The organism is Pseudomonas sp. ASL7, from assembly GCF_056680375.1.
Genome location: NZ_CM155279.1, coordinates 4520276 through 4544451, shown reverse-complemented (window position 1 = coordinate 4544451; position 24176 = coordinate 4520276). Strand labels below are relative to the sequence as shown.

Sequence of the window (24176 nt, the reverse complement as noted above, 5' to 3'; positions counted from 1 at the left end):
CTGAGATGCGCAGGATTATGCCAGTGTGAATGTGCTTAACGGTGAACTGGTTTTGCGCAGGCGCAGAAGATTTTTCATTCGTTGCAACGCAGCGCTTTGGATACTGTCAACATGCCCTAGCGGCGGTAGCAGCAGAGGTCTAGTATGAGCCGCACCCACGTCAGCCAGGAGGTAAACCATGTCGGCCACCAAGAAGCCTGTAAATACCCCGTTGCACTTACTCCAACAACTCTCGGGCAGCTTGCTCGAGCATCTGGAAAACGCTTGTTCCCAAGCCATGGCTGATGCTGAAAAACTGCTCGCCAAGCTGGAAAAGCAGCGCGGAAAAGCGCAGGAAAAATTGCACAATTCCCGTACCAAATTGCAGGACGCAGCGACGGCCGGCAAGGCCAAGGCGCAAGCCAAAGCAAAGGATGCGATCAAGGAGCTTGAGGACCTGCTTGATGCCCTCAAGGATCGTCAATCCGAAACTCGCAACTACATCCTGCAACTCAAACGCGATGCTCAAGAAAGCCTGAAACTGGCCCAGGGCGTCGGTCGTGTACAAGAGGCCGTCGGCAAGGCGTTGTCCCTGCGCGCGGCCAAGCCTGCAGCGGCCCCTGCCAAGAAAGCCGCTGCCAAACCGGTTGCTGCAAAAGCACCCGCCAAGCCTGCCGCCAAAGCTCCGGTGAAAGCCGCTGCCAAGCCGGCAGCAAAACCAGCAGCGAGAAAACCAGTCGCTGCCAGCGCGGCAAAACCAGCCGCTAAAACTGCAGCTGCAAAACCTGCCGCCAAGCCAGCCGCTGCAAAAACGGCTGCTGCTAAACCAGCCGTGGCGAAAACGACGGCTGCCAAACCTGCTGCAAAAACGGCCGCTAAACCTGCAGCCAAACCAGCTGCCAAAACCGCTGCGGCAAAACCTGCTGCCAAACCTGTCGCGGCTAAAGCTGCTGCAAAACCAGCTGCAAAACCAGCGGTAAAAGCTGCTGCAAAACCAGCCGCTAAACCGGCAGCAAAACCTGCTGCGGCTAAACCTGCCGCTGCTGCCAAGCCGGCCACCGCCAGCGCTGCAAAACCTGCCGCAGCCAAACCTGCTGCCAAGCCAGTCGCGGCTAAACCTGCTGCCAAACCAGCGGTGAAAAAACCGGTTGCCGCCAAGCCGGCCGCCGCGCCAGTTGCCAAGCCAGCCAACCCGGCTCCGGTAGCAACGTCGGCGTTAGCTGCAGCCACCTCGACAGCCACGCCAGCGCCAACGCCGGCCGCCGCATCGATCGCAGCAACCACCCCAACCAGCGCTTCCTAAGTGCCGGTTGCCGCGACGCGCAGCTGATGCAGCGCGTCGCGGTCCAGGTGGGCGGCACCCGCCGCCACACCTTCCAGCCAGGCCAGATGCTCGGTCACCTCACACTGCGGCCAATGCTGCGCCGATCGCTCCAGCCGCAACAACAGATGTCGCTCGGCTTCCAGTTCCAGTGTCTTCACTTGTTCGCGCAACGAATTCAGCTCGGCGTCCCCACTCGCGCCGGCTTTCCATTGCAGGCGCAATGCTCGCAGTGGCCGCACGACATCCGTGTCCCAAGGCTCGGCGACGTTGCGAAGCAGCTGCAATCGATGTTCGTTGCAGGCGACTGCCCGCTGCTCCAGCCACAGTCCACAGAGCAACAGGCACACATTTGCGCCCGCCGACTGCAATTGCAGGCACGCGTGTTCAACGCCGGGACGGGCGTAAGTGCCAAGGGAAAAGCTCCACAGGTCAGAGGACATAGTGCTACTCGCGCCAGTTGCGATCGAAGCTGGTAGACTCCGCCGCCATTATGATTCGACTTCAGAACCTGACTTTACAGCGTGGCCCGCAACGTCTGCTAGAAGACGCCGAGCTGACCCTGCACGCCGGCCACAAAGCCGGCCTCATCGGTGCCAACGGCGCCGGCAAATCGAGCCTGTTCGCCTTGCTTCTGGGTGACCTGCACCCGGACTCGGGTGATTGCTTCTTGCCGGCGGACTGGCGCATCGCCCACATGCGTCAGGAGATCGACACCCTCGATCGCGTGGCGGTCGACTACGTGCTCGATGGCGACCTGCGCCTGCGCGAGGTGCAACGCGACCTCGCCGCAGCCGAAGCGGCGCACGACGGTGCCGCTCAGGCCCGCCTGCACTCGGAACTCGACAGCGCTGACGGTTACACGGCCGACGCCCGGGCTCGCAAATTGCTGGCCGGCCTTGGGTTCACCAACGATCAGATGGATCGTCAGGTCGGAGATTTCTCCGGTGGCTGGAGGATGCGTCTGAACCTGGCGCAGGCCTTGATGTGCCCATCAGACTTGTTGCTGCTCGACGAACCGACCAACCACTTGGACCTCGACGCCATCATCTGGCTCGAGGAGTGGCTCAAAAGCTATCCCGGCACCTTGATGCTGATTTCCCACGACCGGGATTTCCTCGATGCCGTGGTCGATCACGTGGCGCACGTCGATCAGCGCAAGATCACCCTGTATCGCGGTGGCTATAGTGCCTTCGAACGTGCCCGCGCCGAACGTCTGGCCCAGCAACAACAGGCTTACGAGAAGCAGCAGGCGCAACGTGCGCACATGGAAAGTTACATCGCCCGGTTCAAGGCTCAGGCCACCAAGGCCCGCCAGGCACAGAGCCGGATCAAGGCGCTGGAGCGGATGGAAGAGCTGTCCGCCGCTCACGTCGATTCGCCGTTCGATTTCGTCTTTCGCGAGTCGGCGAAGATCTCCAGTCCGTTGATTGATATCTCGGACGCTCGACTCGGTTACGGTGAGCGAGCCGTGCTGGAGAAGGTCAAGCTGCAACTGACCCCTGGTGCTCGGATCGGGTTGCTCGGCCCTAACGGTGCGGGTAAATCGACCCTGATCAAAAACCTCGCGGGTGAGCTCGAGCCGTTGTCCGGCCGACTGACCCGTGGCGAGAACACCGTCGTCGGCTACTTCGCCCAGCATCAGCTGGACTCTCTCGACTCCAAGGCGAGCCCGTTGCTGCATATGCAGCGCCTGGCGCCGACCGAGCGCGAGCAGACCCTGCGTGATTTCCTTGGCGGTTTCGACTTCCGCGGCGCACGCATCGACGAGCCGGTGCTGAATTTTTCCGGTGGCGAAAAGGCCCGTCTGGCGCTGGCGTTGATCGCCTGGGGCCGGCCGAACCTGTTGCTGCTCGACGAACCGACCAACCACCTGGACCTGGAGATGCGCCTGGCACTGACCATGGCCCTGCAGGAATTCAGCGGCGCGGTATTGGTGGTCTCCCACGATCGTCATTTGCTCAAAAGCACCACTGACAATTTCTATCTGGTGGCGGACGGCAAGGTCGAGGAGTTCGACGGCGACCTGGAAGACTACACCCGCTGGCTGGTGGATTATCGCCAGCGCAATGCGCCGGTCAGCAACACGCCAGTCAACCCGGACAAGACCGACAAGAAAGCCCAGCGCCAGGCCGCTGCTGCGTTGCGTCAGCAACTGGCACCGCACAAGCGTGAGGCTGACAAGCTGGAAGCCGAGTTGGGCAAGCTGCATGAGAAGCTGGCGAAGATCGATGCCAGCCTCGGTGACAGCGACATTTACGAGCCGGCACGCAAGAACGACTTGCGTGATCTGCTGGCCGAACAGGCCAAGCTGAAGGTGCGTGAAGCCGAACTGGAAGAAGCCTGGATGGAAGCCCTCGAATTGCTCGAAAGCATGCAGGCGGAGCTAGAGGCGCTGTCCTGATGGAAGCGTTCAAGCTGCCATTGCGTGCGGTGTGGATTGAGCCGATCTGGCTTGTCGTGCAAATCCTGCTGATTCTGCTGGCCGATTACGTTGCCCAGCGCCGGGTTGTTGCTTGATAGACCGCTTTCGTCGGAACGCCGCCCGGAGCAGGCTCGCTCCCACAGTGGTTGCAGGGTGTTTACAAAACCTGTGGGAGTGAGCCTGCTCGCGAAGGGGCCCTAAAGCCATAAACGCTGGTCCGCAGCCGAAATATCCTGCAAGAAATTGGTGGTCATCGGCTCAAAGCCGCATTAGCTTAGACGTTTGTTACGAGTTTGAGTCGAGGTGAGCGATGGAGCTTCATACATGGCTGGCGTTTTTTGCCGCCTGCTGGGTGATCAGTTTGTCTCCCGGTGCCGGGGCCATTGCGTCGATGTCCAGTGGTCTGCAATACGGTTTCTGGCGCGGTTACTGGAATGCCTTGGGCTTGCAATTGGGCCTGGCGTTGCAGATCGCGATTGTCGGCGCCGGCGTCGGCGCCATCCTCACCGCGTCGGCCACGGCGTTCCATGCGATCAAATGGTTCGGCGTGGCGTACCTGATTTATCTCGCGATCAAGCAATGGCGCGCATTGCCCAGCGACATGAGCGATAACGCGGCGATACGGCAAATCGGTAAACCGCTGGTGCTGGTGTTCCGGGGGTTCCTGGTGAACATCAGCAACCCCAAGGCGCTGGTGTTCATGCTGGCGGTGTTGCCACAGTTTATTGACCCCCATGCGCCACTGTTGGCTCAGTACCTTATTATCGGTGTGACCATGGTTTGCGTGGACCTGATCGTCATGGCCGGTTACACCGGGCTGGCGTCCAAGGTGTTGCGTCTGCTGCGCACTCCCAAACAGCAAAAACGCATGAACCGTACCTTTGCCGGATTGTTCATTGGTGCGGCGGCGTTCATGGCGACGCTGCGCAAAGCGACGATGTAATACCGTCAGGCACAAAAAAAGGCGACCTCTTCAGGTCGCCTTTTTCATTTGTGGCGGCACCCACTCGAACATCCCGGAACGCAGCCTCTCGCCCTTGATGTCGCCGGTGAATTTACGCAATTCGCCTTGTTCGTTGTTGCAACAAAGCTTGAGTGAAAGTCATTGAGAGTGAACAATGTGTTACTTCGTATTATCAATTGAGATTCATTCATGACTGCCCCGTCCCGTTTCCTGGCCTGGCTGGTGTTCCCTCTGTTTGCCTTTTGCAGCTTCAACCTGCTGGCCGACACCGTGGAAGGTGCGCCTCAAGCCCTGCATTTACTCGATTACATCAGCGCGGATTACCCGCAATCGGTGCAAGCGGGCAAGGTTATTAATGAATCCGAATACCAAGAACAGCTGGAATTTATCAAGGCGCTGCAAGGCTTGATCGCCGCGATGCCAGCCAAACCGGAAAAAGTCGGGTTGGAGCAGGGCGTCAGCACGCTACGCAATGCGATCGCTGCACGTCAGGACAGCGCGGACGTCGCCCGCCAGGCACGGCAACTCGGTGCGAAGCTGGCCGTGGCCTACGAAGTCAGCCAGGCACCGATCATTACACCGGACCCAACCCGCGGCGCGCCCCTGTACGCTCAACATTGCTCGGTCTGCCATGGCGCTACGGGTGCGGGTGATGGCCCGGCCGGTGTCGGTCTGACGCCGCCTCCGGCCAATCTGCGTGATACCGCGCGCATGGACCACCTGAGCCTCTACGCGATCTACAGCACCTTGGGCCAGGGTGTCGAAGGCACCGACATGCCGGCCTTCGCTGATCAGCTGGATGACCGTCAGCGTTGGGACCTGGCGACCTACATCGCCAGCTTCAGCGCCGATCCGGCGGCGGCAACAGCCCACGCGACCTACAACATCGCCGATCTGGCCCGCCAGACCCCGGCCGAAGTGCAGGGCGCCGAAGGCCCGCAAGCCGCAGCGACCTATCGTGCGCAACGCGCTCAGCCGCCGCAGGTCAAGCGTGGCCCTGCGCAGTTGCTCGACTATACCGCAGCGACGCTGGACAAAAGCATTGCGGCTTACCGTGCCGGTGATCACGATCAGGCATACGACTTGTCGGTAGCGGCGTATCTGGAAGGCTTCGAATTGGTCGAAAGCTCCCTCGACAACGTCGACGCCAACGTGCGCAAGGACACCGAAAAGTCTCTGATGGCTTACCGTCAATCGTTGCAGGATGGTTTGCCGGTGGCCCAGGCCCAGCAACGCCTGGACACGGCCAAAGCCAAGTTGAAGGAATCTGCCGGCCTGCTGGGCAGTGATGGCTTGAGCTGGTCGTTGAGCTACATCTCCGGCCTGCTGATTCTGTTGCGTGAAGGCCTGGAAGCGATTCTGGTGCTGGCGGCGATCCTCGCGTTCTTGCGCAACACCGGCCAGCAGTCGGCGGTGCGCAGCGTCAACGTCGGTTGGGGCCTGGCGCTGTTGGCTGGCCTGGGGACCTGGGCGCTGGCGGCCTATGTGATTGACGTCAGCGGTTCACAGCGGGAATTGCTGGAAGGCGCGACAGCGTTGTTTGCCGCGGTCATGGTGCTTTGGCTCGGCGTGTGGATGCACGACCGTCGCCACGCGGCGGCCTGGCAGGATTACATCAAGACCAGCCTGGTGGGCGGTGGCGGACGTTTTGGCTTTGCGACGCTGGCGTTCTTCTCGGTCTATCGCGAATTGTTTGAAGTGATCCTGTTCTACGAGACCCTGTGGTTGCAGGCAGGTCCGGCGGGACATAACGCGGTACTGGCCGGTGGCGCCACGGCATTGGTGCTGCTGGTCGGTCTGGCATGGGTGATTTTGCGTGGCTCGGCGAAACTGCCGCTGTCGCTGTTCTTCAGCATCAATGCCGGCCTGTTGTGCGCGTTGTCGGTGGTCTTCGCCGGACATGGCGTGAAAGCGTTGCAGGAAGCCGGCATTTTCGGCACCCGCCCGGTGCCGTTCTTTGACTTCGACTGGCTGGGGATCCACGCTGATGCGTATTCGCTGAGTGCGCAAGCCGTGGCGATCATTGCAATCATCGTGCTGTATAGCCGCAGCAGGATGGCCGAGAAGCGGCGGGTGCAGGTTTCTTAAACAGCATTCGCTTCGCTCACATTCGCGAGCAGGCTCGCTCCCACAGGATTGCGTATAACCTGTGGGAGCGAGCCTGCTCGCGATTTTTTTGGAAAGAGGAAAACGTGATGCGTGTGTGGATCGATGCCGACGCTTGCCCTCGGGCAGCCAAGGACCTGGTGGTGAAGTTCGCGCTCAAGCGTCAGTTCGAGGTAGTGCTGGTGGCGGGGCAGCCGCAGATCAAGCCGGGGCTGGCGTTGGTGAAGCTGATCGTGGTGCCGAGTGGCCCGGATGCGGCCGACGATTACCTGGTGGAGCACGCCGTACCCGGTGAGTTGGTGATCTGCAGCGATGTGCCGCTGGCCGATCGGCTGGTCAAGAACGGCGTAGCGGCGCTGGACCCACGGGGCAAGGAGTTCGATGCGCAGAACATGGGCGACCGGCTGGCGGTGCGAAACCTGTTCACCGATTTGCGTGAGCAGGGTCAGATGAGTGGCGGGCCTGCGCCCTTCGGCGAACGCGAAAAACAGGCGTTTGCCAATGCGCTGGACCGGATCCTGACGCGGCTATCGCGCAAGCCATAGACCCCCTGTAGGAGCGAGCTTGCTCGCGATAAACCTGAGAACGACGCGGGGTGTCAGGCTTGTCGCGTCATCGTTGACCACCTTCGCGAGCAAGCTCGCTCCTACAGACAGCTGTGTCAGGCATCGTTTTCGTGGGTCAGTTCGAGTACGCGGTCGACCAGTTTGTTGATGCCTGAAGCTGCTTCGCTGATCGATTGCGCCAGCATGTACGCCGGCGTACTGACCAGTTTTCGCGCCTTGTCTTCGACTATTTCGCTCACGGCGCAGTCGGTATGGGTGGCGCCCATCTTGTTCATGGCAGCAGCGGTATCGGCATCGTTGCCGATAGTGCAGGTCACGCCAGGCCCGTAGATTTTCGCGGCCAAGGCCGGCGAGATGCAGATCAGCCCCACCGGTTTGCCAGCTTCGGCAAAGGCTTCAGCCAACGCCAGCACGTCGGGTTGCACGGTGCAGCCGGCGCCTTCGATGGCGAAGTTGGAGAGGTTCTTGGCCGCCCCGAAGCCGCCAGGAACAATCAGCGCATCGAAGTCTTCAACGTTCGCGTCGCGGATATCCTGAACGTTGCCCCGGGCGATTCGTGCCGATTCCACCAGCACGTTGCGCGACTCGGGCATTTCTTCGCCGGTCAGGTGATTGATCACATGCAACTGTGCAACATTGGGTGCGAAGCACTGCACCTGAGCCCCCCGCTGGTCCAGTCGCAGCAAGGTGATCACGCTTTCGTGGATCTCGGCGCCGTCGTATACGCCACAACCGGAAAGGATCACTGCAATTTTTTTGCTCATGGGGTTTTCTCCAGATTCATGGCGTTAAATGTCCACTAATTTGTCACTCGTTGCCATAGGGTTAAATCACGACTACACCTAGGATCTGTCCTCAAGATTGCGACCAGGACGCGTCATGGACTTCATTCTGTATGCGGTACCGTTTTTCTTTGTGCTGATTGCGGTCGAGTTGCTGGCCGACCGTTGGCGCGGGGTGAGCAACTATCGGCTGGCAGACGCGATCAACAGCATCAGCGCCGGGGTGCTGTCGACCACCACCGGCCTGCTGACCAAGGGCGTCGGCCTGGTCACGTACGCATTTGCCCTCAAGCATCTGGCGCAGTTCGAACTGTCGGCCGACAGCGTTTGGGTCTGGGTATTCGCCTTTGTTCTTTACGACTTCTGCTATTACTGGCTGCATCGCATGGGCCACGAGCGCAACATTCTGTGGGCCGCTCACTCGGTGCATCACCAGAGCGAGGATTACAACCTCTCCACGGCCCTGCGCCAGACCAGTACCGGCTTCCTGTTGAGCTGGGTTTTCTACTTGCCCATGGCGGTGCTCGGGGTGCCGTTGCTGGTGTTTGTCAGCGTCGCCGCGTTGAACCTGCTGTACCAATTCTGGGTGCATACCCGACACATTCCCAAGCTCGGCTGGTTCGAGTGGTTCTTCGTCACGCCGTCCAATCATCGGGCCCACCATGCACAGAACGCTCTCTATATGGATCGTAACTACGGCGGGGTGTTCATTGTTTGGGACCGTCTATTCGGCTCGTTCCAGGAGGAAGATGACAACGAACCGGTGATTTTCGGCGTGACCACGCCGCTGGCGAGCTGGAATCCATTGTGGGCGAACGTGCAGTTCTATGCACAGCTGTGGGAAGACGCGCGGCGCGCCGAAAGTACCTGGGACAAACTGCGGATCTGGTTCATGCGCACCGGTTGGCGGCCGGCGGACGTTGCGGCCAGGTACCCGATCAGCAAGCCTGACCTGAGTCAGTTCCGCAAATTCGACGTGCCGCTGGACGGACGTCAGCAGCTGTATGTCGCGTTGCAGTTCGGCGTCTACATCGCCCTGGGCAGCTACTTGATGAACCTGGAGCCGCATCTACCGACCGCTGCGTTGGTGCTCGGCTGGAGTGCAGTGGCGCTGGGATTGTTTACGTTGGGCGTGGCCCTGGAGAATCGCCCGTGGGCGTTGAAGCTGGAGCTGCTGCGGCTGGCATCGAATGTGCCGCTGGTGTGGCTGGCACCGATGGTCGGGCTGTGGCCGGCCAGTGCCGTGGGCTGGGTCGGCTTGCTCAGTTACAGCCTGCTTAGCGGAATCGGTCTCTACTGCTGCAGAAACCGCTTCACTCGATGGGTGTCTTAGTCGCGGTGGTTTGTTCGGCTTTCAGGGCCTGCTCGTCGGCGTAGATTTTTTTCGCCAGGCGGGCGTTTTTGAAACGCCGACGCAGCCACAGGACGAAGCCCAGCACCAGCAGGGCGCCGAGCACCCACAGCTCGTATTTCTTGACGCTACCCAGCAAGCCTTCAAGTACCGCACCGAAATGATAGGCGGCAGCGGCCAGCGCGGTTGCCCAGATGGCCGCGCCAATCCCGTTCAGCAATAGGTAACGTCCCGGCGGATAGCCCGACAGGCCAATCGCCACGGGCATCACTGTGCGCAAGCCATAGACAAAACGGAAGCTCAGCACCCAGATGTCCGGGTGCTTGCGGATATGTTCCAGCGCCCGATCACCCATCATTTGCCAGCGCGGTTTGCGTGCCAGCAACTTGCGGCCGTGCTTGCGGCCCAGGAAGTACCACAGTTGGTCGCCGGCATAACTGCCGAAAAATGCCACGACCACCACCACGTTGAGGTCCATGTATCCACGGAACGCGAGGAAGCCTGCGAGCACCAGAATGGTTTCGCCTTCGAAGAACGTGCCAAGAAAGAGGGCAAAGTAGCCGAAGTCATGCAGAAATTGTTGGAGCATTGTCTGGGTGCTGGCGAAATGAACGCGCAGCCTAACGCTTCATGCACATTCATGAAAGTGTCGAAATGTGTCTCGACGTGAACATTTCCTACAACGACAATGGAATGCGACTACCTGTCACAGGGTGCACATAAGTGTCACACGTTCGTCATAATGGCCGCTTATAACTGTCACGCTCGCCTGCCAGCGCGGGCTCAGGAGTCTGCCGTGAGCTTTACCCCCGCCAATCGTTTGTTTCCTGCAACCCGCCTGCGTCGCAACCGTCGTGATGATTTTTCGCGTCGACTGGTCCGTGAAAACGTCCTGACCGCCAATGACCTGATCCTGCCGGTGTTTGTGCTGGACGGTGAAAACCGTCGCGAAGCGGTGGCTTCGATGCCGGGCGTCGAGCGCCTGACCATCGACCTGTTGCTTGAAGAAGCCGCCAAGTGGGTCGAGCTGGGGATTCCGGCGCTGGCACTGTTCCCGGTGACACCTCCCGAGCTCAAGTCTCTGGACGCCGCCGAAGCCTGGAACCCAAATGGTATTGCCCAGCGCGCCACTCGCGCCCTGCGTGCGCAATTCCCTGAGTTGGGTGTGATCACCGACGTCGCCCTGGACCCGTTCACCACCCACGGTCAGGACGGCATTCTCGACGAAACAGGCTATGTACAGAACGACATCACTGTCGATGCACTGGTCAAACAAGCTCTGTCCCACGCCGAAGCCGGCGCTCAGGTGGTGGCCCCGTCGGACATGATGGACGGTCGCATCCAGGCCATTCGCGAAGCCCTGGAGCTGGCGGATCACGTCAACGTGCGGATCATGGCCTACTCGGCCAAATACGCCAGCGCCTATTACGGCCCGTTTCGCGATGCAGTCGGTTCGGCGCTGAACCTGGGCAAGGCCAACAAGGCGTCCTATCAAATGGACCCGGCCAACAGCAATGAAGCCCTGCACGAAGTGGCGGCGGACTTGTCAGAAGGCGCGGATATGGTCATGGTCAAGCCAGGCATGCCATATCTGGACATTCTTTACCGGGTCAAAGAAGAATTCAAAGTGCCGACGTTTGTTTACCAAGTCAGCGGCGAATACGCGATGCACATGGCGGCGATCCAGAATGGCTGGTTGAGCGAAGGGGTTATCCTCGAATCCCTGACCGCTTTTAAACGTGCAGGCGCTGATGGCATCCTGACTTACTTTGCCGTCCGTGCCGCTCAATTGTTACGAGAGCAAAAATAGCCCTCCCAGGAACATTCCATGAATACCGAAGGACTCACTGAAGTTGCCGTAAAAGAGGCTCTACCCGTAATCGAGCAAATCGCCGAAACCCCGCCGGAGCTGGAGCCAGCTCCGTCTGCGGTGGTGGCCGATGCCGCAGCAGCGGTGCCGGCGATTGCCATTCCCGGCCTGGATGACAGCAGCCTGTACATCCATCGCGAGCTTTCGCAACTGCAGTTCAACATCCGCGTGCTGGAACAGGCGCTGGACGAATCCTACCCATTGCTGGAGCGGCTGAAGTTTTTGCTGATCTTCTCGAGCAACCTGGACGAGTTCTTCGAAATTCGTGTGGCCGGCCTGAAGAAGCAGATCACCTTCGCCCGTGAACAGGCTGGCGCCGATGGTCTGCAACCGCACCAGGCCCTGGCTCGGATCAGCGAGCTGGTGCACGGTCACGTTGACCGCCAGTACGCGATTCTCAACGACATTCTGTTGCCGGAGCTGGAAAAACATCAGGTCCGCTTCATCCGTCGCCGTTATTGGACAACCAAGCTCAAAACCTGGGTCCGCCGTTACTTCCGTGACGAGATCGCGCCGATCATCACGCCAATCGGCCTTGATCCGACGCACCCGTTCCCGTTGCTGGTGAACAAGAGCCTGAACTTTATCGTCGAGCTGGAAGGGATCGACGCCTTCGGTCGCGACTCCGGTCTGGCGATCATCCCCGCACCGCGCCTGCTGCCGCGGGTGATCAAGGTGCCTGAAGAAGTCGGCGGTCCTGGCGACAACTATGTGTTCCTGTCGTCGATGATCCACGCGCATGCCGATGACCTGTTCCAGGGCATGAAGGTCAAGGGCTGCTACCAGTTCCGCCTGACCCGTAACGCCGACCTTTCCGTCGATACCGAAGACGTAGAAGACCTGGCCCGGGCCCTGCGCGGCGAGTTGTTTTCCCGTCGTTACGGTGATGCGGTGCGTCTGGAAGTCGCCGATACCTGCCCGAAACACTTGTCCGACTACTTGCTCAAGCAGTTCAACCTGCACGAAACCGAGCTGTATCAGGTCAATGGTCCGGTCAACCTGACCCGCTTGTTCAGCATCACCGGCCTGGATAGCCAGCGAGACCTGCAATACCTGCCGTTCACGCCGCAGATCCCGAAACTGTTGCAGAACAGTGAGAACATTTTTAGCGTGATCAGCAAGCAGGACATCCTGCTGCTGCACCCGTTCGAGTCGTTCACCCCGGTGGTCGATCTGTTGCGCCAGGCTGCCAAAGACCCGCATGTGCTGGCGGTTCGTCAGACCCTGTACCGCTCCGGCGCCAACTCGGAAATCGTCGATGCACTGGTCGATGCTGCGCGAAACGGTAAGGAAGTCACTGCGGTGATCGAATTGCGCGCGCGGTTCGACGAAGAGTCCAACCTGCAACTGGCCAGCCGTCTGCAAGCGGCCGGTGCGGTGGTGATCTACGGCGTGGTGGGCTTCAAGACCCACGCCAAGATGATGCTGATCCTGCGACGCGAGGCTGGCGAGATTGTCCGTTACGCCCACTTGGGGACCGGCAACTACCACGCGGCCAACGCCCGCCTGTACACCGACTACAGCTTGCTTACCTCCGACGATGCCTTGTGCGAAGACGTCGGCAAATTGTTCAGTCAGCTGATCGGCATGGGTAAAACCCTGCGCATGAAGAAGCTGCTGCACGCGCCGTTCACGCTGAAGAAGGGCATGCTCGACATGATTGCCCGAGAGACTCAGTTCGCCCTCGATGGCAAACCGGCGCACATTATTGCCAAGTTCAACTCGTTGACCGATCCGAAGATCATCCGCGCGTTGTACAAGGCCAGTCAGTCCGGGGTGCGTATCGATCTGGTGGTGCGAGGCATGTGCTGTCTGCGTCCGGGCATCGCCGGGGTTTCGCACAACATCCACGTGCGTTCGATCATCGGGCGCTTCCTGGAGCATACCCGGGTCTTCTACTTCCTCAATGGTGGTGAAGAGCAGATGTTCCTCTCCAGCGCCGACTGGATGGAGCGCAACCTCGACAAGCGCGTCGAGACTTGCTTCCCGGTGGAAGGCAAGAAGCTGATCATGCGGGTCAAGAAAGAGCTGGAGCTTTACCTCACTGATAACACCCACAGCTGGAGCCTGCAGGCGGACGGTCGCTACATCCGCAACACGCCGACCGGCAACCAGAACCCGCGCAGCGCTCAGGCAACGCTGCTGGAGCGCTTGGGCAGTCCGATTCTGGCTGTGCGCTAATCCTGGAGTGATGAAAAAAATGGCGATCCCCGTGGATCGCCATTTTTGTTTCCGCCGCCCCCTGTAGGAGCGAGCTTGCTCGCGATAAATTTGCAGGCGGCGCAATTATCCAGGCCGCACGCGTCATCGTTAACGTCCACCGTCGGAACACCGCCCGGAGCAAGCTCGCTCCTACACGGACCGTGTTTAGCGCACGTTCAGGGTAAACCCGACGCGGGTCAGCCATTCCGCTTCGAGGGCGAAGTCGGCCTGGGTCAGCTGGTTGTCGTCCAGCCAGTGTTCCGGGAACAACACATCCAGGCTGTCGCCATTGGCTTTGAGCACCACCTGAGGCATTTCCTGGGTGCCGCGAATGTGATGGAACAGAATCGCAAAGCGCAGCAGCACGCACAGCCGGATCAGCTTGATGCCGTCGTCGTCGAATTCGGCAAATTTGTCCCGGGGAATATTGCGCCGATGGCCACGCACCAGTAACGCGAGCATTTGCTGGTCCTCGCGGGAAAACCCGGCGAGGTCCGAGTGCTCGATCAGGTAAGCGCCGTGCTTGTGGTAGTGATAGTGAGCGATGTCCAGGCCCACTTCATGAACCTTGGCCGCCCAGCCGAGCAGTTCGCGCCAGACACCGTCATCCAGATCCCAATCCTCGGCCACCTGGTCGAAGGCATGCAGCGCTTTGCGCTCGACCCGAACCGCTTGTTCCAGGTCGACGTGATAACGCTCCATCAGCGAGCTGAGCGTGCGCTCACGGACGTCTTCGTGATGATGACGGCCCAGGAGGTCATAGAGCACGCCTTCGCGCAGTGCGCCTTCACAGTGGTCCATGCGTTGCAGTTCGAGGGCGTCGAAGATGGCTTCGAGAATCGCCAGGCCAGCCGGGAAAATCGCCCTGCGGTCAGGCTTGATGCCTTCGAAATCAATTTTCTCGATGTCGCCGAGCTTGAACAGTTTGCGTTTAAGCCAGGCCAGGCCTTCGGCGTTCACTTCGCCAGTGCCGTGACCGCCGGCCTTCAGCGCCAGCCCGATGGCGCGAATGGTGCCCGAGGAGCCGATGGCTTCATCCCAGGTCAGGCGATGCAAGGCGTGTTCGATGCTCATGATCTCCAGCCGCGCCGCCGTGTACGCCTGGGCGTAGCGGGCCGGGGTGATCTTGCCGTCCTTGAAGTAGCGCTGAGTAAAGCTGACGCAGCCCATTTGCAGGCTTTCGCGCAGCAACGGTTCAAAGCGCTGGCCGATGATGAATTCGGTACTGCCACCGCCGATATCAGCCACCAGGCGCTTGCCGGGGGTGTCCGCGAGGGTGTGGGAAACGCCGAGGTAGATCAGGCGTGCTTCTTCACGGCCGGAGATGACTTCCACCGGGTGGCCGAGGATTTCTTCGGCGCGGTGGATGAACTCGGCACGGTTACGGGCTTCACGCAGGGCGTTGGTGCCGACGATCCGCACGGCGCCGGGCGGCATACCGTTGATCAGTTGGGCAAAACGTTTCAGGCAGTCGAGCCCGCGTTGCATGGACTCTTCGGTGAGCTGGCGCTCTTCATCGATGCCGGCGGCCAGCTGAACCTTTTCCCCGAGACGTTCGAGAATGCGGATTTCGCTGTTCTGGGCCTTGGCCACGACCATGTGAAAGCTGTTGGAGCCCAGGTCGATTGCGGCGATCAGGGACAGATTCTTGGCTTGGGATTGCGGCATGGTCAGGGGTCTCGGTCGATTACCTCGACATCGTGCCACGATCAAAGGCTGGCGCCAACGCCGGGTGAACGCTTAGCGGTCAATCGCGAGCAGGCTCGCTCCCACAAGGTTCTTTGTTGCCTCCAGTTCGGCAGACGACACTGACCCCATGTGGGAGCGAGCCCGCTCGCGATGGCGGCCGCGAAAGCGCCAAATGCTGCATAGCGGGCCGGAATTACCTTCGTTGCTCCCGCCAACGCTTGACTTGAGCTATACCCAAACTCATGCACCACCATAGCGAGACTCAATCAACTGCACCTTCCTGAACGAGGGAAGGGCGGCTATGATGGGCCACGTTTTTTTGCTTACAACCTGGAGACTTCCATGAGCAGCGATCTTATCAAACACGTTAGCGACGCTAGCTTCGAGGCCGATGTACTCAAGGCCGAAGGCGCTGTATTGGTCGACTACTGGGCTGAATGGTGCGGCCCTTGCAAAATGATCGCTCCTGTTCTGGACGAAATTGCAGAGACTTACAAAGGCAAGCTGACCGTTGCCAAACTGAACATCGATGAGAACCAGGAAACCCCGGCCAAGCATGGCGTGCGTGGTATCCCGACGCTGATGCTGTTCAAGAACGGCAACGTTGAAGCAACCAAGGTCGGCGCACTCTCGAAGTCGCAACTGGCTGCTTTCCTCGACGCCAACATCTAAGTCGGCGACGTTGTAAAAAAAGCCCCGTACATTGCGGGGCTTTTTCGTTATTGAGGGCTAGACGCTCCGAAACTCAGGTGTTACATTCGGCCCCGCACTGGTTTCTCCACTGCCCCCTGCTAGCCGTCGCCGACGCACTCCTTTTCGAATAAGTACGCGATCCTGTCGCCTTCTCTGCGGCGCGGCCTCATTAAGCCAAAAGCTTAATTTCCCCCCTCCATAAATGATTACGTCATTCCTATATGAATCTGACTGAACTCAAGCAAAAGCCGATTACCGAACTGCTCGAATTGGCCGAACAGATGGGCATAGAAAATATGGCCCGTTCGCGCAAGCAGGACGTGATTTTCTCCCTGCTCAAAAAGCACGCGAAAAGCGGCGAGGAAATCTCCGGTGATGGCGTGCTGGAGATTCTCCAGGACGGCTTCGGCTTCCTCCGTTCCGCTGACGCGTCCTATCTCGCCGGCCCGGACGATATCTACGTCTCGCCGAGCCAGATCCGTCGCTTCAACTTGCGCACCGGTGACACCATCGTTGGCAAGATTCGCCCTCCAAAGGAAGGCGAGCGTTATTTCGCTCTGCTCAAGGTCGACACGATCAACTACGATCGTCCCGAGAACGCGAAAAACAAGATTCTCTTCGAGAACCTGACCCCGCTGTTCCCGACCGTGCGCATGAAGATGGAAGCCGGTAACGGTTCCACCGAAGACTTGACCGGTCGTGTCATCGACCTGTGCGCCCCGATCGGCAAAGGCCAGCGCGGTCTGATCGTTGCACCGCCGAAAGCCGGTAAAACGATCATGCTGCAAAACATCGCGGCGAACATCGCTCGTAACAACCCTGAAGTTCATCTGATCGTATTGCTGATCGACGAACGTCCGGAAGAAGTAACCGAAATGCAGCGCACCGTGCGCGGCGAAGTGGTTGCCTCGACGTTCGACGAGCCGCCAACCCGCCACGTGCAGGTTGCCGAAATGGTGATCGAGAAGGCCAAGCGCCTGGTCGAACACAAGAAAGACGTGGTGATCCTGCTCGACTCCATCACCCGTCTGGCCCGTGCCTACAACACTGTGATCCCGAGCTCCGGCAAAGTGCTCACCGGTGGTGTCGATGCCCACGCCCTGGAGAAACCGAAACGTTTCTTCGGTGCTGCGCGAAACATCGAAGAAGGCGGTTCGCTGACCATCATCGCCACCGCGCTGGTTGAAACCGGCTCGAAGATGGACGAAGTGATCTACGAAGAATTCAAAGGCACCGGCAACATGGAACTGCCTCTGGATCGCCGCATCGCCGAAAAACGCGTCTTCCCGGCCATCAACATCAACCGCTCCGGCACCCGCCGCGAAGAGTTGCTGACGGCTGACGACGAGTTGCAGCGTATGTGGATCCTGCGCAAGCTGCTGCACCCGATGGACGAAATCGCTGCCATCGAGTTCCTGGTCGACAAGCTGAAAACGACCAAGACCAACGACGAGTTCTTCTTGTCGATGAAGCGTAAGTAAGACGGTTTTTAACCGCTAAAAATGGCGTCCTTCGGGGCGCCATTTTTTTTTGCAAATAAAGGGAAGATTTGCGACTGGCGTTGATCAATTCTGCCCGCGTTGTTTGTGAATGCAGCCAAGTAAGCAGCGATAAGCTGCCAGCGGACGGCAGAGCAGGTAGGATGTACGCCTATTTTACGGGTGCCATCATCAATGAAATTCAAGGATCTTCGGGATTTCGTGCAGCAGCTTGAGCAGCGCGGAGAGTTGAAACGCATCCAGATCCCCGTCTCTCCAGTGCTGGAGATGACCGAAGTCTGCGATCGTACGCTGCGGGCAAAAGGCCCGGCGCTGCTATTCGAAAACCCTACTGGCTACGACATCCCGGTACTCGGCAACCTGTTCGGCACCCCCGAGCGGGTGGCCATGGGCATGGGGGCCGAGGCGGTCAGTGAACTGCGCGAGATCGGCAAGCTGCTGGCTTTCCTTAAAGAGCCTGAGCCACCGAAGGGCTTGAAAGACGCCTGGTCGAAGCTGCCGATTTTCCGCAAGATCATCGCCATGGCGCCGAAAGTCGTCAAAGACGCGGTCTGCCAGGAAGTGGTCATCGAGGGCGATGACGTCGATCTCGCCATGCTGCCGGTGCAGACCTGCTGGCCCGGCGACGTCGGCCCGCTGATCACTTGGGGGCTGACCGTCACCAAGGGGCCGAACAAGGACCGCCAGAACCTCGGCATCTACCGTCAGCAAGTGATCGGCCGCAACAAGGTCATCATGCGCTGGCTGAGCCACCGTGGTGGCGCACTGGATTACCGCGAGTGGTGTGAGAAACACCCCGGCCAGCCGTTCCCGGTATCCGTGGCATTGGGCGCTGACCCGGCGACGATTCTCGGCGCCGTGACGCCGGTGCCCGACAGCCTCTCTGAATACGCTTTCGCCGGCCTGCTGCGCGGTAACCGCACCGAACTGGTGAAGTGCCGCGGTAATGACCTGCAAGTACCGGCCACCGCCGAGATCATCCTTGAGGGTGTGATTCATCCCGGCGAGATGGCCGACGAAGGCCCGTACGGCGACCACACCGGTTACTACAACGAAGTCGACAGCTTCCCGGTGTTCACCGTCGAGCGCATCACCCATCGGATCAAACCGATCTACCACAGCACCTACACCGGCCGTCCGCCGGATGAGCCGGCGATTCTCGGCGTGGCGCTGAACGAAGTGTTCGTGCCGATCCTGCAGAAGCAGTTCCCGGAGATCACCGACTTCTACCTGCCGCCCGAAGGGTGTTCGTACCGCATGGCCATCGTGACCATGAAGAAGTCGTATCCCGGCCATGCCAAGCGGGTAATGCTCGGTGTCTGGTCGTTTTTGCGACAGTTCATGTACACCAAGTTCGTTATCGTCACCGACGACGATATCAACGCACGCGACTGGAACGATGTGATCTGGGCCATCACCACGCGCATGGACCCCAAGCGCGACACGGTGATGATCGACAACACGCCGATCGACTACCTGGATTTCGCCTCGCCGGTTTCCGGCCTGGGGTCGAAAATGGGGCTCGATGCCACGCATAAATGGCCGGGCGAAACCACCCGCGAGTGGGGCCGGGTCATCGTCAAGGACGAGGCCGTTACCCAGCGGATCGATGCCATCTGGAATCAGTTAGGAATAGATTGATGCGTGTAACTTTGCAGCCCTCCGGAGCAGTGCTAGAGATTCTGCCCGGCGAGCGGATTCTCGATGGCGCGCGGCGCCTGGGCTATGAATGCCCACAAAGCTGTCGCAACGGCAATTGCCATATATGCGCCGCGCTGCTGGTGGAAGGGCGAGTCGAACAGGCAGGCGGTGTGCGCGACCATGGCGAGTTCTACACTTGCATAGCAGAGCCGCTGGAAGACTGCATCGTGCTGTGGGATGGCGTGCTCGCGCTGGGAGAATTGCCGGTGCGCAGCTTCTCGTGTCAGGTCATTGAATGCAGGGACGTCGGCGGCGATACCTGGCGTGTGCGCCTGCGAGCACCGGCTGGCAAGCCACCGCGCTATCACGCCGGGCAGTATTTGATGATCGAGCGTGAGAATGGCGAGAAATCCGCATTCTCCCTGGCTTCCGCGCCGCATGGCGGGCGTGATCTGGAAATACATGTGCTGGCGCGCGAAAGCAGTGCTCTGAGCCTGATCGAGCAACTGCAGCGCAATACGCTGGTGCGGATCGAGATGCCATTCGGCGATACCCATCTGGCCGAACTGCCCGACGGTCCGTTGGTGCTGATTGCGGCGGGTACCGGCATGGGCCAGATTCATAGCCTGATCGAACATTGCCGCGCCACAGGGTTCAAGCATCCCGTGCATTTGTATTGGGGTGTACGTCGTCCTGAAGACTTTTATGCAATAGAACATTGGGATGAATGGCTGAAACTGCCCAATCTGTTCCTGCATAAAGTGGTGAGCGATCAATGTGGCTGGCAGGGGCGCTGTGGCATGTTGCATGAGGCGGTGTGCGAAGACTTCCCTGATCTGAAAGCGCTGCATGTGTATGCCAGCGGTTCTCCGGCAATGGTCTATGGCACGCTGGATGCCTTGGTTGAGGCCGGGATGGACGCTCATCAGATGCGCGCCGATGTATTTGCATATGCGCCGCGATCTTGATCCGCGATCTTGATCCTCAATCTTGATTCCTGATATTGATCGCCTTAACCGTTATAACTCTCTATATAGCCGATCGGTATTTATAAAATAATATAAATGCCGGTAGGTTATATGCCATGCAGGCAAATATTTAAGAACTGTGCCATGGCATTTAAATTGCCTTAAAACATATGTGCCTTATTGTTACAGCTGTGCGTTCTATTAAGTAATTCTTCACCCGCGGGGAGCTGAAGCTATTCGCCATGAGCGCCATTGAATCTGCTTTTTTGAATCTGGCTTACCCTCCGCAGCTCGACCTGGGGCCGCAGCTTACGCACGAACAATTGCTCAGCTCCATGCAGTCGACCATGGCGCGCCATAAGGGTGGCCCGGTCTGGCTGTTCGCTTATGGCTCGCTGATCTGGCGGCCAGAATGCGCGGCGGTGGAGCGGGTGCGCGGTCGCGTGCATGGCTACCATCGCGGTTTGTACCTGTGGTCTCATGAACATCGCGGCACGCCGGAAGTACCGGGGCTGGTATTTGGCCTGGATCGCGGCGGCTCATGCAGCGGTTTCGCTTATCGCTTGCCCGAAGAACAACTGGACGCTTCGCTCTATGCCTTGTGGCAGCGCGAAATGCCATTCCCCTCCTATCGCCCACACTGGCTGAACTGCCGCCTCGAAGACGGAAACCAGGTTCAGGCGTTGGGGTTTGTATTGGAGCGTCACCTGCCCAGCTATGCCGGCAATTTGCCGGATCATGTGCTGAGCCACGTGTTCGAGAACGCCTGTGGACGCTACGGCACCACTCGCGACTATGTCGAGCAGACCGCCCACGCCTTGCGTAGCCACGCCATGCCAGACCGGAATCTGGAAGCACGGCTCAAACGTTGTCAATCTAAGTGCAATCAGGCGAGCGCTTCCCGGGGCTAAGGTGCGTCGGAAAAATCACCCGGTGTCATTTTGGTGCACCTTATCCACCCGAAGAATCAGTGCAGGGCTTTGGGGAAAAGCGATCTGAACAGCGTCCAGACCGCTTCATTCGGCTCAGCGAACCTGAACCACTACCTTCCCGACCGCCTTGCGCTGCCCAAGATCATTAATCGCTTGCGCCGCGTTGCTCAGCGGATACACCTGCGACACCAACGGCTTCAACTTGCCCTCGGCAAACCAGCCAAACAACTGCTGGAAGTTCGCCGCGTTGTCCTGTGGCTGACGCTGGGTAAACGAGCCCCAGAACACGCCGACGACGGCCGCCCCTTTGAGCAGTGCGAGGTTCACCGGCAGTTCCGGAATGCGTCCGCTGGCGAAACCAACCACCAGCAGGCGGCCATTCCAGGCGATGGCGCGGATGGCCTGGTCGAACAGGTCGCCGCCGACCGGGTCGTAGATCACGTCGGCGCCCTGGCCATCGGTCAGGCGCTTGATTTCGTCCTTGAGGCTGGTCTGGCTGTAGTTGATCAGCTCATCGGCGCCGGCAGCCTTGGCCACGGCGAGTTTTTCAGCGCTGCTGGCGGCGGCGATCACGCGGGCGCCCATGGCTTTGCCGATTTCCACGGCGGCCAGGCCGACACCGCCAGAAGCGCCGAGGACCAGCAGGGTTTCACCCGGTTGCAAGTGGCCCCGTTGCTTGAGCGCATGCATCGAGGTGCCGTAGGTCATGCTGAACGCGGCGGCGGTGTTGAAGTCCATGGACGACGGAATGGGCAACACGTTGTAACCCGGCACGGCGACCTGTTCGGCGAAGCTGCCCCAGCCGGTCAGGGCCATGACCCGGTCACCGACTTTCAGATGACTCACCTTTTCGCCCACCGCGCTGACCACGCCAGCCGCTTCGCCACCTGGCGAAAACGGGAAGGGCGGCTTGAACTGGTATTTGCCCTCGATGATCAACGTGTCCGGGAAGTTGACTCCGGCGGCGTGTACATCCAGCAGGATTTCATTCTTCTTCGCGACAGGGCTGGCGATGTCTTCCAGCACCAGCGATTCGGCAGGGCCGAAGGCTTTGCACAGCACGGCTTTCATCAGGGCTATTCCTTTGGGAGTGATGGCCGATAAGTGTAGGTGTGTGAATCGACGGGTCAACGAGCATGCCCCGCCCTGATAGGCAGCCATAAGCTTGTGCTTGCGCGGCGGGCCGTTATGCTAGGCCGCAAACCGGATAAGGAGCGAATTGTGAAAGCGTGGATCATGTTGATGCTGGCCCTGTCTCTGCCTATGGCAGCGATGGCCGAAGAAGCAGCCAAAGAAGGTGAAGCCCCGAAAGTCAGCTACCTGACGCTGACCCCGCCGTTCGTGGGTAACTATGGGTTGGATGGCACGCCGAAGTTGAAGGTCTTCAAGGCGGATGTGGCGTTGCGGGTAACTGGTGAAGAAGCGACCAAGCTGGTGAAGGCCAATGAGCCATTGATTCGCAATCAACTGGTCGCGTTATTCGCCCAGCAGACGACCGAGGCGATGAACAGCGTCGAGGGCAAGGAAAAGCTGCGTCAGGAAGCCCTGAAACAGACCCAGCAAGTGATGAACGACGAAACCGGCAAGCCAGTGGTTGAAGATCTGTTGTTCAACAACTTGATCATTCAGTAAGTTTTTCGCTGTTCCGGATGGCCTCTTCGCGAGCAAGCTCGCTCCTACAGGTCACTGTGGGAGCGAGCCTGCTCGCGATAGCATTCTGGCAGCCATTGAATGACTTAAGCCCGTAACGCGATAACCGCTGCCCATTGTTCAGCCGTCACCGGCATCACCGATAGTCGCGAACCTTTCTGCACCAATGGCATCTCGGCCAGCGCAGTCTGCTGTTTCAGGTAGTCCAGCTTCAGTACGTTGGAAAACGTCGCGACGTGAGCGACGTCAATCGCGCTCCAGGCGTTCTTCTCCTGGGTAGCCTTCGGATCGTAGTAATGGCTCTCAGGCTCCAGCGCCGTCGGGTCCGGATAGGCCGCTTCGATAATCTTGCCGATCCCGGCAATCCCGGGCTCCGGGCAGCTGGAGTGATAGAAGAAGAACTCATCGCCAACCGCCATCGCGCGCAAGAAGTTGCGCGCCTGATAGTTGCGAACCCCGTCCCAGCGCGCTTTGCCAAGCTTTGCGAGGTCTTTGATCGAGAGCTCGTCGGGCTCGGATTTCATCAGCCAATAGGCCATGTTTTTTGCTCCTTGCGAGGTGAGTGAGGCAATTTTATGACAAACCGACGGTCGGTTGACGCCACCGTTTGCGTGTCGGTTCACGTTGTCGCAAAATGCCGGCCTTCTTAGCTTGACGCTGCTGCACGGCCTACAACGGAAACCGCTGCTGTCATCGTATTGATGTGCCTTTGGGGGGCAATCGATGAAACGCAAACCGGATTTACTATGGGTTTTGGTTATTTTGTTTGGACTCGGCGTCGTGACCACCGGCTATGCCCAAAGCCTGTGGAATAACAATTCCGATGCTCCGATCGAAATTGCACAGCAGCAGCAGCCGCAACATCAGCATCAGCCGTCGGCCTTCAAGCGCTGAACCTGTCTTTTGGACGCCGCTGATTCCAGTGGCGTCTAGCCTGCGAAATACCACGCCTTGTCTGTCACCGTGCCTTGCAACGGTACATCCCAGCTCGCTTGAGCCAATCGTTCGACCTTCTGACATTCATGGGCCAGCCCCAACAGCGTAGGCTTGCGCCAGTTTTTGCGTCGCGCCAGGTACGCCAGGCTTCGGTCGTAGAAACCACCGCCCATGCCCAGGCGTCCGCCGACATCGTCAAACCCCACCAACGGCAACAAGACCAAATCCAGCGCCCAGACTTTGCGTTGCCGGGCGAGGTTGTGTCTTGGCTCGAGAATACGGAAGCGGTTGGGTTTCAGTTTTTCGCCGGGGCGAATCCGCTGGAACACCATTTTGGTTCGCGGCCAGGCACTGAGTACCGGAAGATAGGTGGCCTTGCCCCGACGCTGAGCGGCACGCAGCAGCACACGCGGATCAATTTCACCGTCGGTGGGCAAATAGAGAGAAATATGTTTTGCGCGGCGAAACAGCGGTTGCTGAGCCAATTGCTTGTACAGCCCGCGAGCCGCCTGGCGCTGCTGACTGGGTGTCAGTGCGCGGCGGGCCTTGCGCAGCATGCGTCGAAGTTGCGGGCGGGGCAGCAGCGCAGGTTCGGTCATGGA

The 24176-nt window shown here is 59.4% G+C and carries 22 protein-coding genes and 2 pseudogenes; 16 read left to right on the top strand and 8 right to left on the bottom strand.

The window, feature by feature from the left end; translation table 11 throughout:
• The first annotated feature begins 178 nt into the window (after positions 1–178).
• Entirely contained in the window at positions 179–1282 is a 1104-nt protein-coding gene (locus AC1MDT_RS21055; RefSeq protein ID WP_480418787.1) for an AlgP family protein, read from the top strand.
• On the opposite strand, the gene AC1MDT_RS21050 is transcribed toward AC1MDT_RS21055, so the two are convergent.
• Positions 1279–1743, bottom strand: coding sequence for a TIGR02444 family protein (locus AC1MDT_RS21050; protein ID WP_480418786.1), 465 nt, complete (start codon positions 1741–1743; stop codon positions 1279–1281). The two genes, AC1MDT_RS21055 and AC1MDT_RS21050, sit on opposite strands and share 4 nt — an antisense overlap.
• 50 nt (positions 1744–1793) lie before the next feature.
• On the opposite strand from AC1MDT_RS21050, the gene AC1MDT_RS21045 reads away from it, so the two are divergent.
• The 3 genes and pseudogenes from AC1MDT_RS21045 (at position 1794) to rhtB (ending at position 4668) form a co-directional block, all read left to right on the top strand.
• The gene (locus AC1MDT_RS21045) at positions 1794–3704 is read left to right on the top strand and encodes an ATP-binding cassette domain-containing protein (protein WP_480418785.1); all 1911 of its coding nucleotides are present in this window, start codon (positions 1794–1796) and stop codon (positions 3702–3704) included.
• A pseudogene (locus tag AC1MDT_RS21040) lies at positions 3704–3811 on the top strand (mechanosensitive ion channel family protein); the annotation flags it as partial. The gene AC1MDT_RS21045 and the pseudogene AC1MDT_RS21040, both read left to right, overlap by 1 nt.
• Positions 3812–4035: 224 nt before the next feature.
• Positions 4036–4668, top strand: a complete 633-nt coding sequence (gene rhtB, locus AC1MDT_RS21035) for a homoserine/homoserine lactone efflux protein (protein ID WP_480418784.1) — start codon at positions 4036–4038, stop codon at positions 4666–4668.
• A 57-nt stretch (positions 4669–4725) separates the two neighbouring features.
• On the opposite strand, the pseudogene AC1MDT_RS21030 reads toward rhtB, so the two are convergent.
• Positions 4726–4800, bottom strand: a pseudogene (locus AC1MDT_RS21030) (penicillin-binding protein activator LpoB); the annotation flags it as partial.
• A gap of 78 nt (positions 4801–4878) precedes the next feature.
• Here AC1MDT_RS21030 and AC1MDT_RS21025 point away from each other — a divergent pair.
• Both AC1MDT_RS21025 and AC1MDT_RS21020 read left to right on the top strand, forming a co-directional pair.
• Positions 4879–6777: an FTR1 family protein gene (locus tag AC1MDT_RS21025; protein WP_480418783.1), complete on the top strand. Its 1899-nt coding sequence runs from the start codon at positions 4879–4881 to the stop codon at positions 6775–6777.
• 107 nt (positions 6778–6884) lie between these two features.
• The gene (locus AC1MDT_RS21020; protein ID WP_480418782.1) at positions 6885–7340 is read left to right on the top strand and encodes a YaiI/YqxD family protein; all 456 of its coding nucleotides are present in this window, start codon (positions 6885–6887) and stop codon (positions 7338–7340) included.
• 116 nt (positions 7341–7456) lie between these two features.
• On the opposite strand, the gene elbB is transcribed toward AC1MDT_RS21020, so the two are convergent.
• Positions 7457–8125, bottom strand: a complete 669-nt coding sequence (gene elbB / locus AC1MDT_RS21015) for an isoprenoid biosynthesis glyoxalase ElbB (RefSeq protein ID WP_480418781.1) — start codon at positions 8123–8125, stop codon at positions 7457–7459.
• Between the two features lie 115 nt (positions 8126–8240).
• Here elbB and AC1MDT_RS21010 point away from each other — a divergent pair, with 115 nt between their 5' ends.
• The gene (locus tag AC1MDT_RS21010; RefSeq protein ID WP_480418780.1) at positions 8241–9476 is read left to right on the top strand and encodes a sterol desaturase family protein; all 1236 of its coding nucleotides are present in this window, start codon (positions 8241–8243) and stop codon (positions 9474–9476) included.
• On the opposite strand, the gene AC1MDT_RS21005 is transcribed toward AC1MDT_RS21010, so the two are convergent.
• Positions 9457–10083, bottom strand: coding sequence for a DedA family protein (locus AC1MDT_RS21005; RefSeq protein WP_480418779.1), 627 nt, complete (start codon positions 10081–10083; stop codon positions 9457–9459). The genes AC1MDT_RS21010 and AC1MDT_RS21005 overlap by 20 nt on opposite strands.
• Before the next feature lie 207 nt (positions 10084–10290).
• Here AC1MDT_RS21005 and hemB point away from each other — a divergent pair, with 207 nt between their 5' ends.
• Both hemB and ppk1 read left to right on the top strand, forming a co-directional pair.
• Positions 10291–11304: a porphobilinogen synthase gene (gene hemB / locus AC1MDT_RS21000; protein WP_480418778.1), complete on the top strand. Its 1014-nt coding sequence runs from the start codon at positions 10291–10293 to the stop codon at positions 11302–11304.
• 18 nt (positions 11305–11322) lie between these two features.
• On the top strand, positions 11323–13545 hold the full coding sequence (gene ppk1, locus AC1MDT_RS20995; RefSeq protein ID WP_480418777.1) for a polyphosphate kinase 1: 2223 nt from the start codon (positions 11323–11325) through the stop codon (positions 13543–13545).
• 186 nt (positions 13546–13731) lie between these two features.
• On the opposite strand, the gene ppx is transcribed toward ppk1, so the two are convergent.
• Positions 13732–15234: an exopolyphosphatase gene (gene ppx / locus AC1MDT_RS20990; protein ID WP_480418776.1), complete on the bottom strand. Its 1503-nt coding sequence runs from the start codon at positions 15232–15234 to the stop codon at positions 13732–13734.
• 363 nt (positions 15235–15597) lie between these two features.
• Here ppx and trxA point away from each other — a divergent pair, with 363 nt between their 5' ends.
• The 5 genes from trxA (at position 15598) to AC1MDT_RS20965 (ending at position 20967) form a co-directional block, all read left to right on the top strand.
• Positions 15598–15927: a thioredoxin TrxA gene (gene trxA, locus AC1MDT_RS20985; protein WP_003206727.1), complete on the top strand. Its 330-nt coding sequence runs from the start codon at positions 15598–15600 to the stop codon at positions 15925–15927.
• Between the two features lie 242 nt (positions 15928–16169).
• Positions 16170–17429, top strand: a complete 1260-nt coding sequence (gene rho / locus AC1MDT_RS20980; RefSeq protein ID WP_007942421.1) for a transcription termination factor Rho — start codon at positions 16170–16172, stop codon at positions 17427–17429.
• 192 nt (positions 17430–17621) lie between these two features.
• Positions 17622–19088, top strand: coding sequence for a 4-hydroxy-3-polyprenylbenzoate decarboxylase (gene ubiD / locus AC1MDT_RS20975; protein ID WP_150712980.1), 1467 nt, complete (start codon positions 17622–17624; stop codon positions 19086–19088).
• Entirely contained in the window at positions 19088–20056 is a 969-nt protein-coding gene (locus AC1MDT_RS20970; protein WP_414910512.1) for a CDP-6-deoxy-delta-3,4-glucoseen reductase, read from the top strand. The genes ubiD and AC1MDT_RS20970 overlap by 1 nt, the downstream gene beginning before the upstream one ends.
• A gap of 242 nt (positions 20057–20298) precedes the next feature.
• A complete protein-coding gene (locus AC1MDT_RS20965) occupies positions 20299–20967 on the top strand; it encodes a gamma-glutamylcyclotransferase (protein WP_480418775.1) in 669 nt (222 codons plus the stop codon).
• Positions 20968–21081: 114 nt separating this feature from the next.
• Here AC1MDT_RS20965 and AC1MDT_RS20960 read toward each other — a convergent pair whose 3' ends face one another.
• Complete coding sequence (locus AC1MDT_RS20960) at positions 21082–22059, bottom strand: NADPH:quinone oxidoreductase family protein (protein ID WP_480418774.1); 978 nt, start codon at positions 22057–22059, stop codon at positions 21082–21084.
• Positions 22060–22209: 150 nt separating this feature from the next.
• Between AC1MDT_RS20960 and AC1MDT_RS20955 the strand changes: the two genes are divergently transcribed.
• A complete protein-coding gene (locus AC1MDT_RS20955; protein ID WP_480418773.1) occupies positions 22210–22620 on the top strand; it encodes a flagellar basal body-associated protein FliL in 411 nt (136 codons plus the stop codon).
• Positions 22621–22724: 104 nt separating this feature from the next.
• Here the strand turns inward: AC1MDT_RS20955 and AC1MDT_RS20950 are convergent, their stop codons facing one another.
• Entirely contained in the window at positions 22725–23177 is a 453-nt protein-coding gene (locus tag AC1MDT_RS20950; RefSeq protein WP_480418772.1) for an EVE domain-containing protein, read from the bottom strand.
• A 184-nt stretch (positions 23178–23361) separates the two neighbouring features.
• On the opposite strand from AC1MDT_RS20950, the gene AC1MDT_RS20945 reads away from it, so the two are divergent.
• A complete protein-coding gene (locus AC1MDT_RS20945; RefSeq protein ID WP_480418771.1) occupies positions 23362–23532 on the top strand; it encodes a hypothetical protein in 171 nt (56 codons plus the stop codon).
• Positions 23533–23567: 35 nt separating this feature from the next.
• On the opposite strand, the gene AC1MDT_RS20940 is transcribed toward AC1MDT_RS20945, so the two are convergent.
• Positions 23568–24173 (bottom strand): 5-formyltetrahydrofolate cyclo-ligase, encoded by a 606-nt coding sequence (locus AC1MDT_RS20940; protein ID WP_046045124.1) that lies wholly within the window; start codon positions 24171–24173, stop codon positions 23568–23570.
• Between the last annotated feature and the right edge of the window lie 3 nt (positions 24174–24176).

Coding starts and splice junctions, on each gene's coding strand:
- AC1MDT_RS21055 (WP_480418787.1), top strand. CDS start 179: ATGTCGGCCACCAAGAAGCCTGTAAATACCCCGTTGCACTTACTCCAA.
- AC1MDT_RS21050 (WP_480418786.1), bottom strand. CDS start 1,743: ATGTCCTCTGACCTGTGGAGCTTTTCCCTTGGCACTTACGCCCGTCCC.
- AC1MDT_RS21045 (WP_480418785.1), top strand. CDS start 1,794: ATGATTCGACTTCAGAACCTGACTTTACAGCGTGGCCCGCAACGTCTG.
- rhtB (WP_480418784.1), top strand. CDS start 4,036: ATGGAGCTTCATACATGGCTGGCGTTTTTTGCCGCCTGCTGGGTGATC.
- AC1MDT_RS21025 (WP_480418783.1), top strand. CDS start 4,879: ATGACTGCCCCGTCCCGTTTCCTGGCCTGGCTGGTGTTCCCTCTGTTT.
- AC1MDT_RS21020 (WP_480418782.1), top strand. CDS start 6,885: ATGCGTGTGTGGATCGATGCCGACGCTTGCCCTCGGGCAGCCAAGGAC.
- elbB (WP_480418781.1), bottom strand. CDS start 8,125: ATGAGCAAAAAAATTGCAGTGATCCTTTCCGGTTGTGGCGTATACGAC.
- AC1MDT_RS21010 (WP_480418780.1), top strand. CDS start 8,241: ATGGACTTCATTCTGTATGCGGTACCGTTTTTCTTTGTGCTGATTGCG.
- AC1MDT_RS21005 (WP_480418779.1), bottom strand. CDS start 10,083: ATGCTCCAACAATTTCTGCATGACTTCGGCTACTTTGCCCTCTTTCTT.
- ppk1 (WP_480418777.1), top strand. CDS start 11,323: ATGAATACCGAAGGACTCACTGAAGTTGCCGTAAAAGAGGCTCTACCC.
- ppx (WP_480418776.1), bottom strand. CDS start 15,234: ATGCCGCAATCCCAAGCCAAGAATCTGTCCCTGATCGCCGCAATCGAC.
- trxA (WP_003206727.1), top strand. CDS start 15,598: ATGAGCAGCGATCTTATCAAACACGTTAGCGACGCTAGCTTCGAGGCC.
- rho (WP_007942421.1), top strand. CDS start 16,170: ATGAATCTGACTGAACTCAAGCAAAAGCCGATTACCGAACTGCTCGAA.
- ubiD (WP_150712980.1), top strand. CDS start 17,622: ATGAAATTCAAGGATCTTCGGGATTTCGTGCAGCAGCTTGAGCAGCGC.
- AC1MDT_RS20970 (WP_414910512.1), top strand. CDS start 19,088: ATGCGTGTAACTTTGCAGCCCTCCGGAGCAGTGCTAGAGATTCTGCCC.
- AC1MDT_RS20965 (WP_480418775.1), top strand. CDS start 20,299: ATGAGCGCCATTGAATCTGCTTTTTTGAATCTGGCTTACCCTCCGCAG.
- AC1MDT_RS20960 (WP_480418774.1), bottom strand. CDS start 22,059: ATGAAAGCCGTGCTGTGCAAAGCCTTCGGCCCTGCCGAATCGCTGGTG.
- AC1MDT_RS20950 (WP_480418772.1), bottom strand. CDS start 23,177: ATGGCCTATTGGCTGATGAAATCCGAGCCCGACGAGCTCTCGATCAAA.
- AC1MDT_RS20945 (WP_480418771.1), top strand. CDS start 23,362: ATGAAACGCAAACCGGATTTACTATGGGTTTTGGTTATTTTGTTTGGA.
- AC1MDT_RS20940 (WP_046045124.1), bottom strand. CDS start 24,173: ATGACCGAACCTGCGCTGCTGCCCCGCCCGCAACTTCGACGCATGCTG.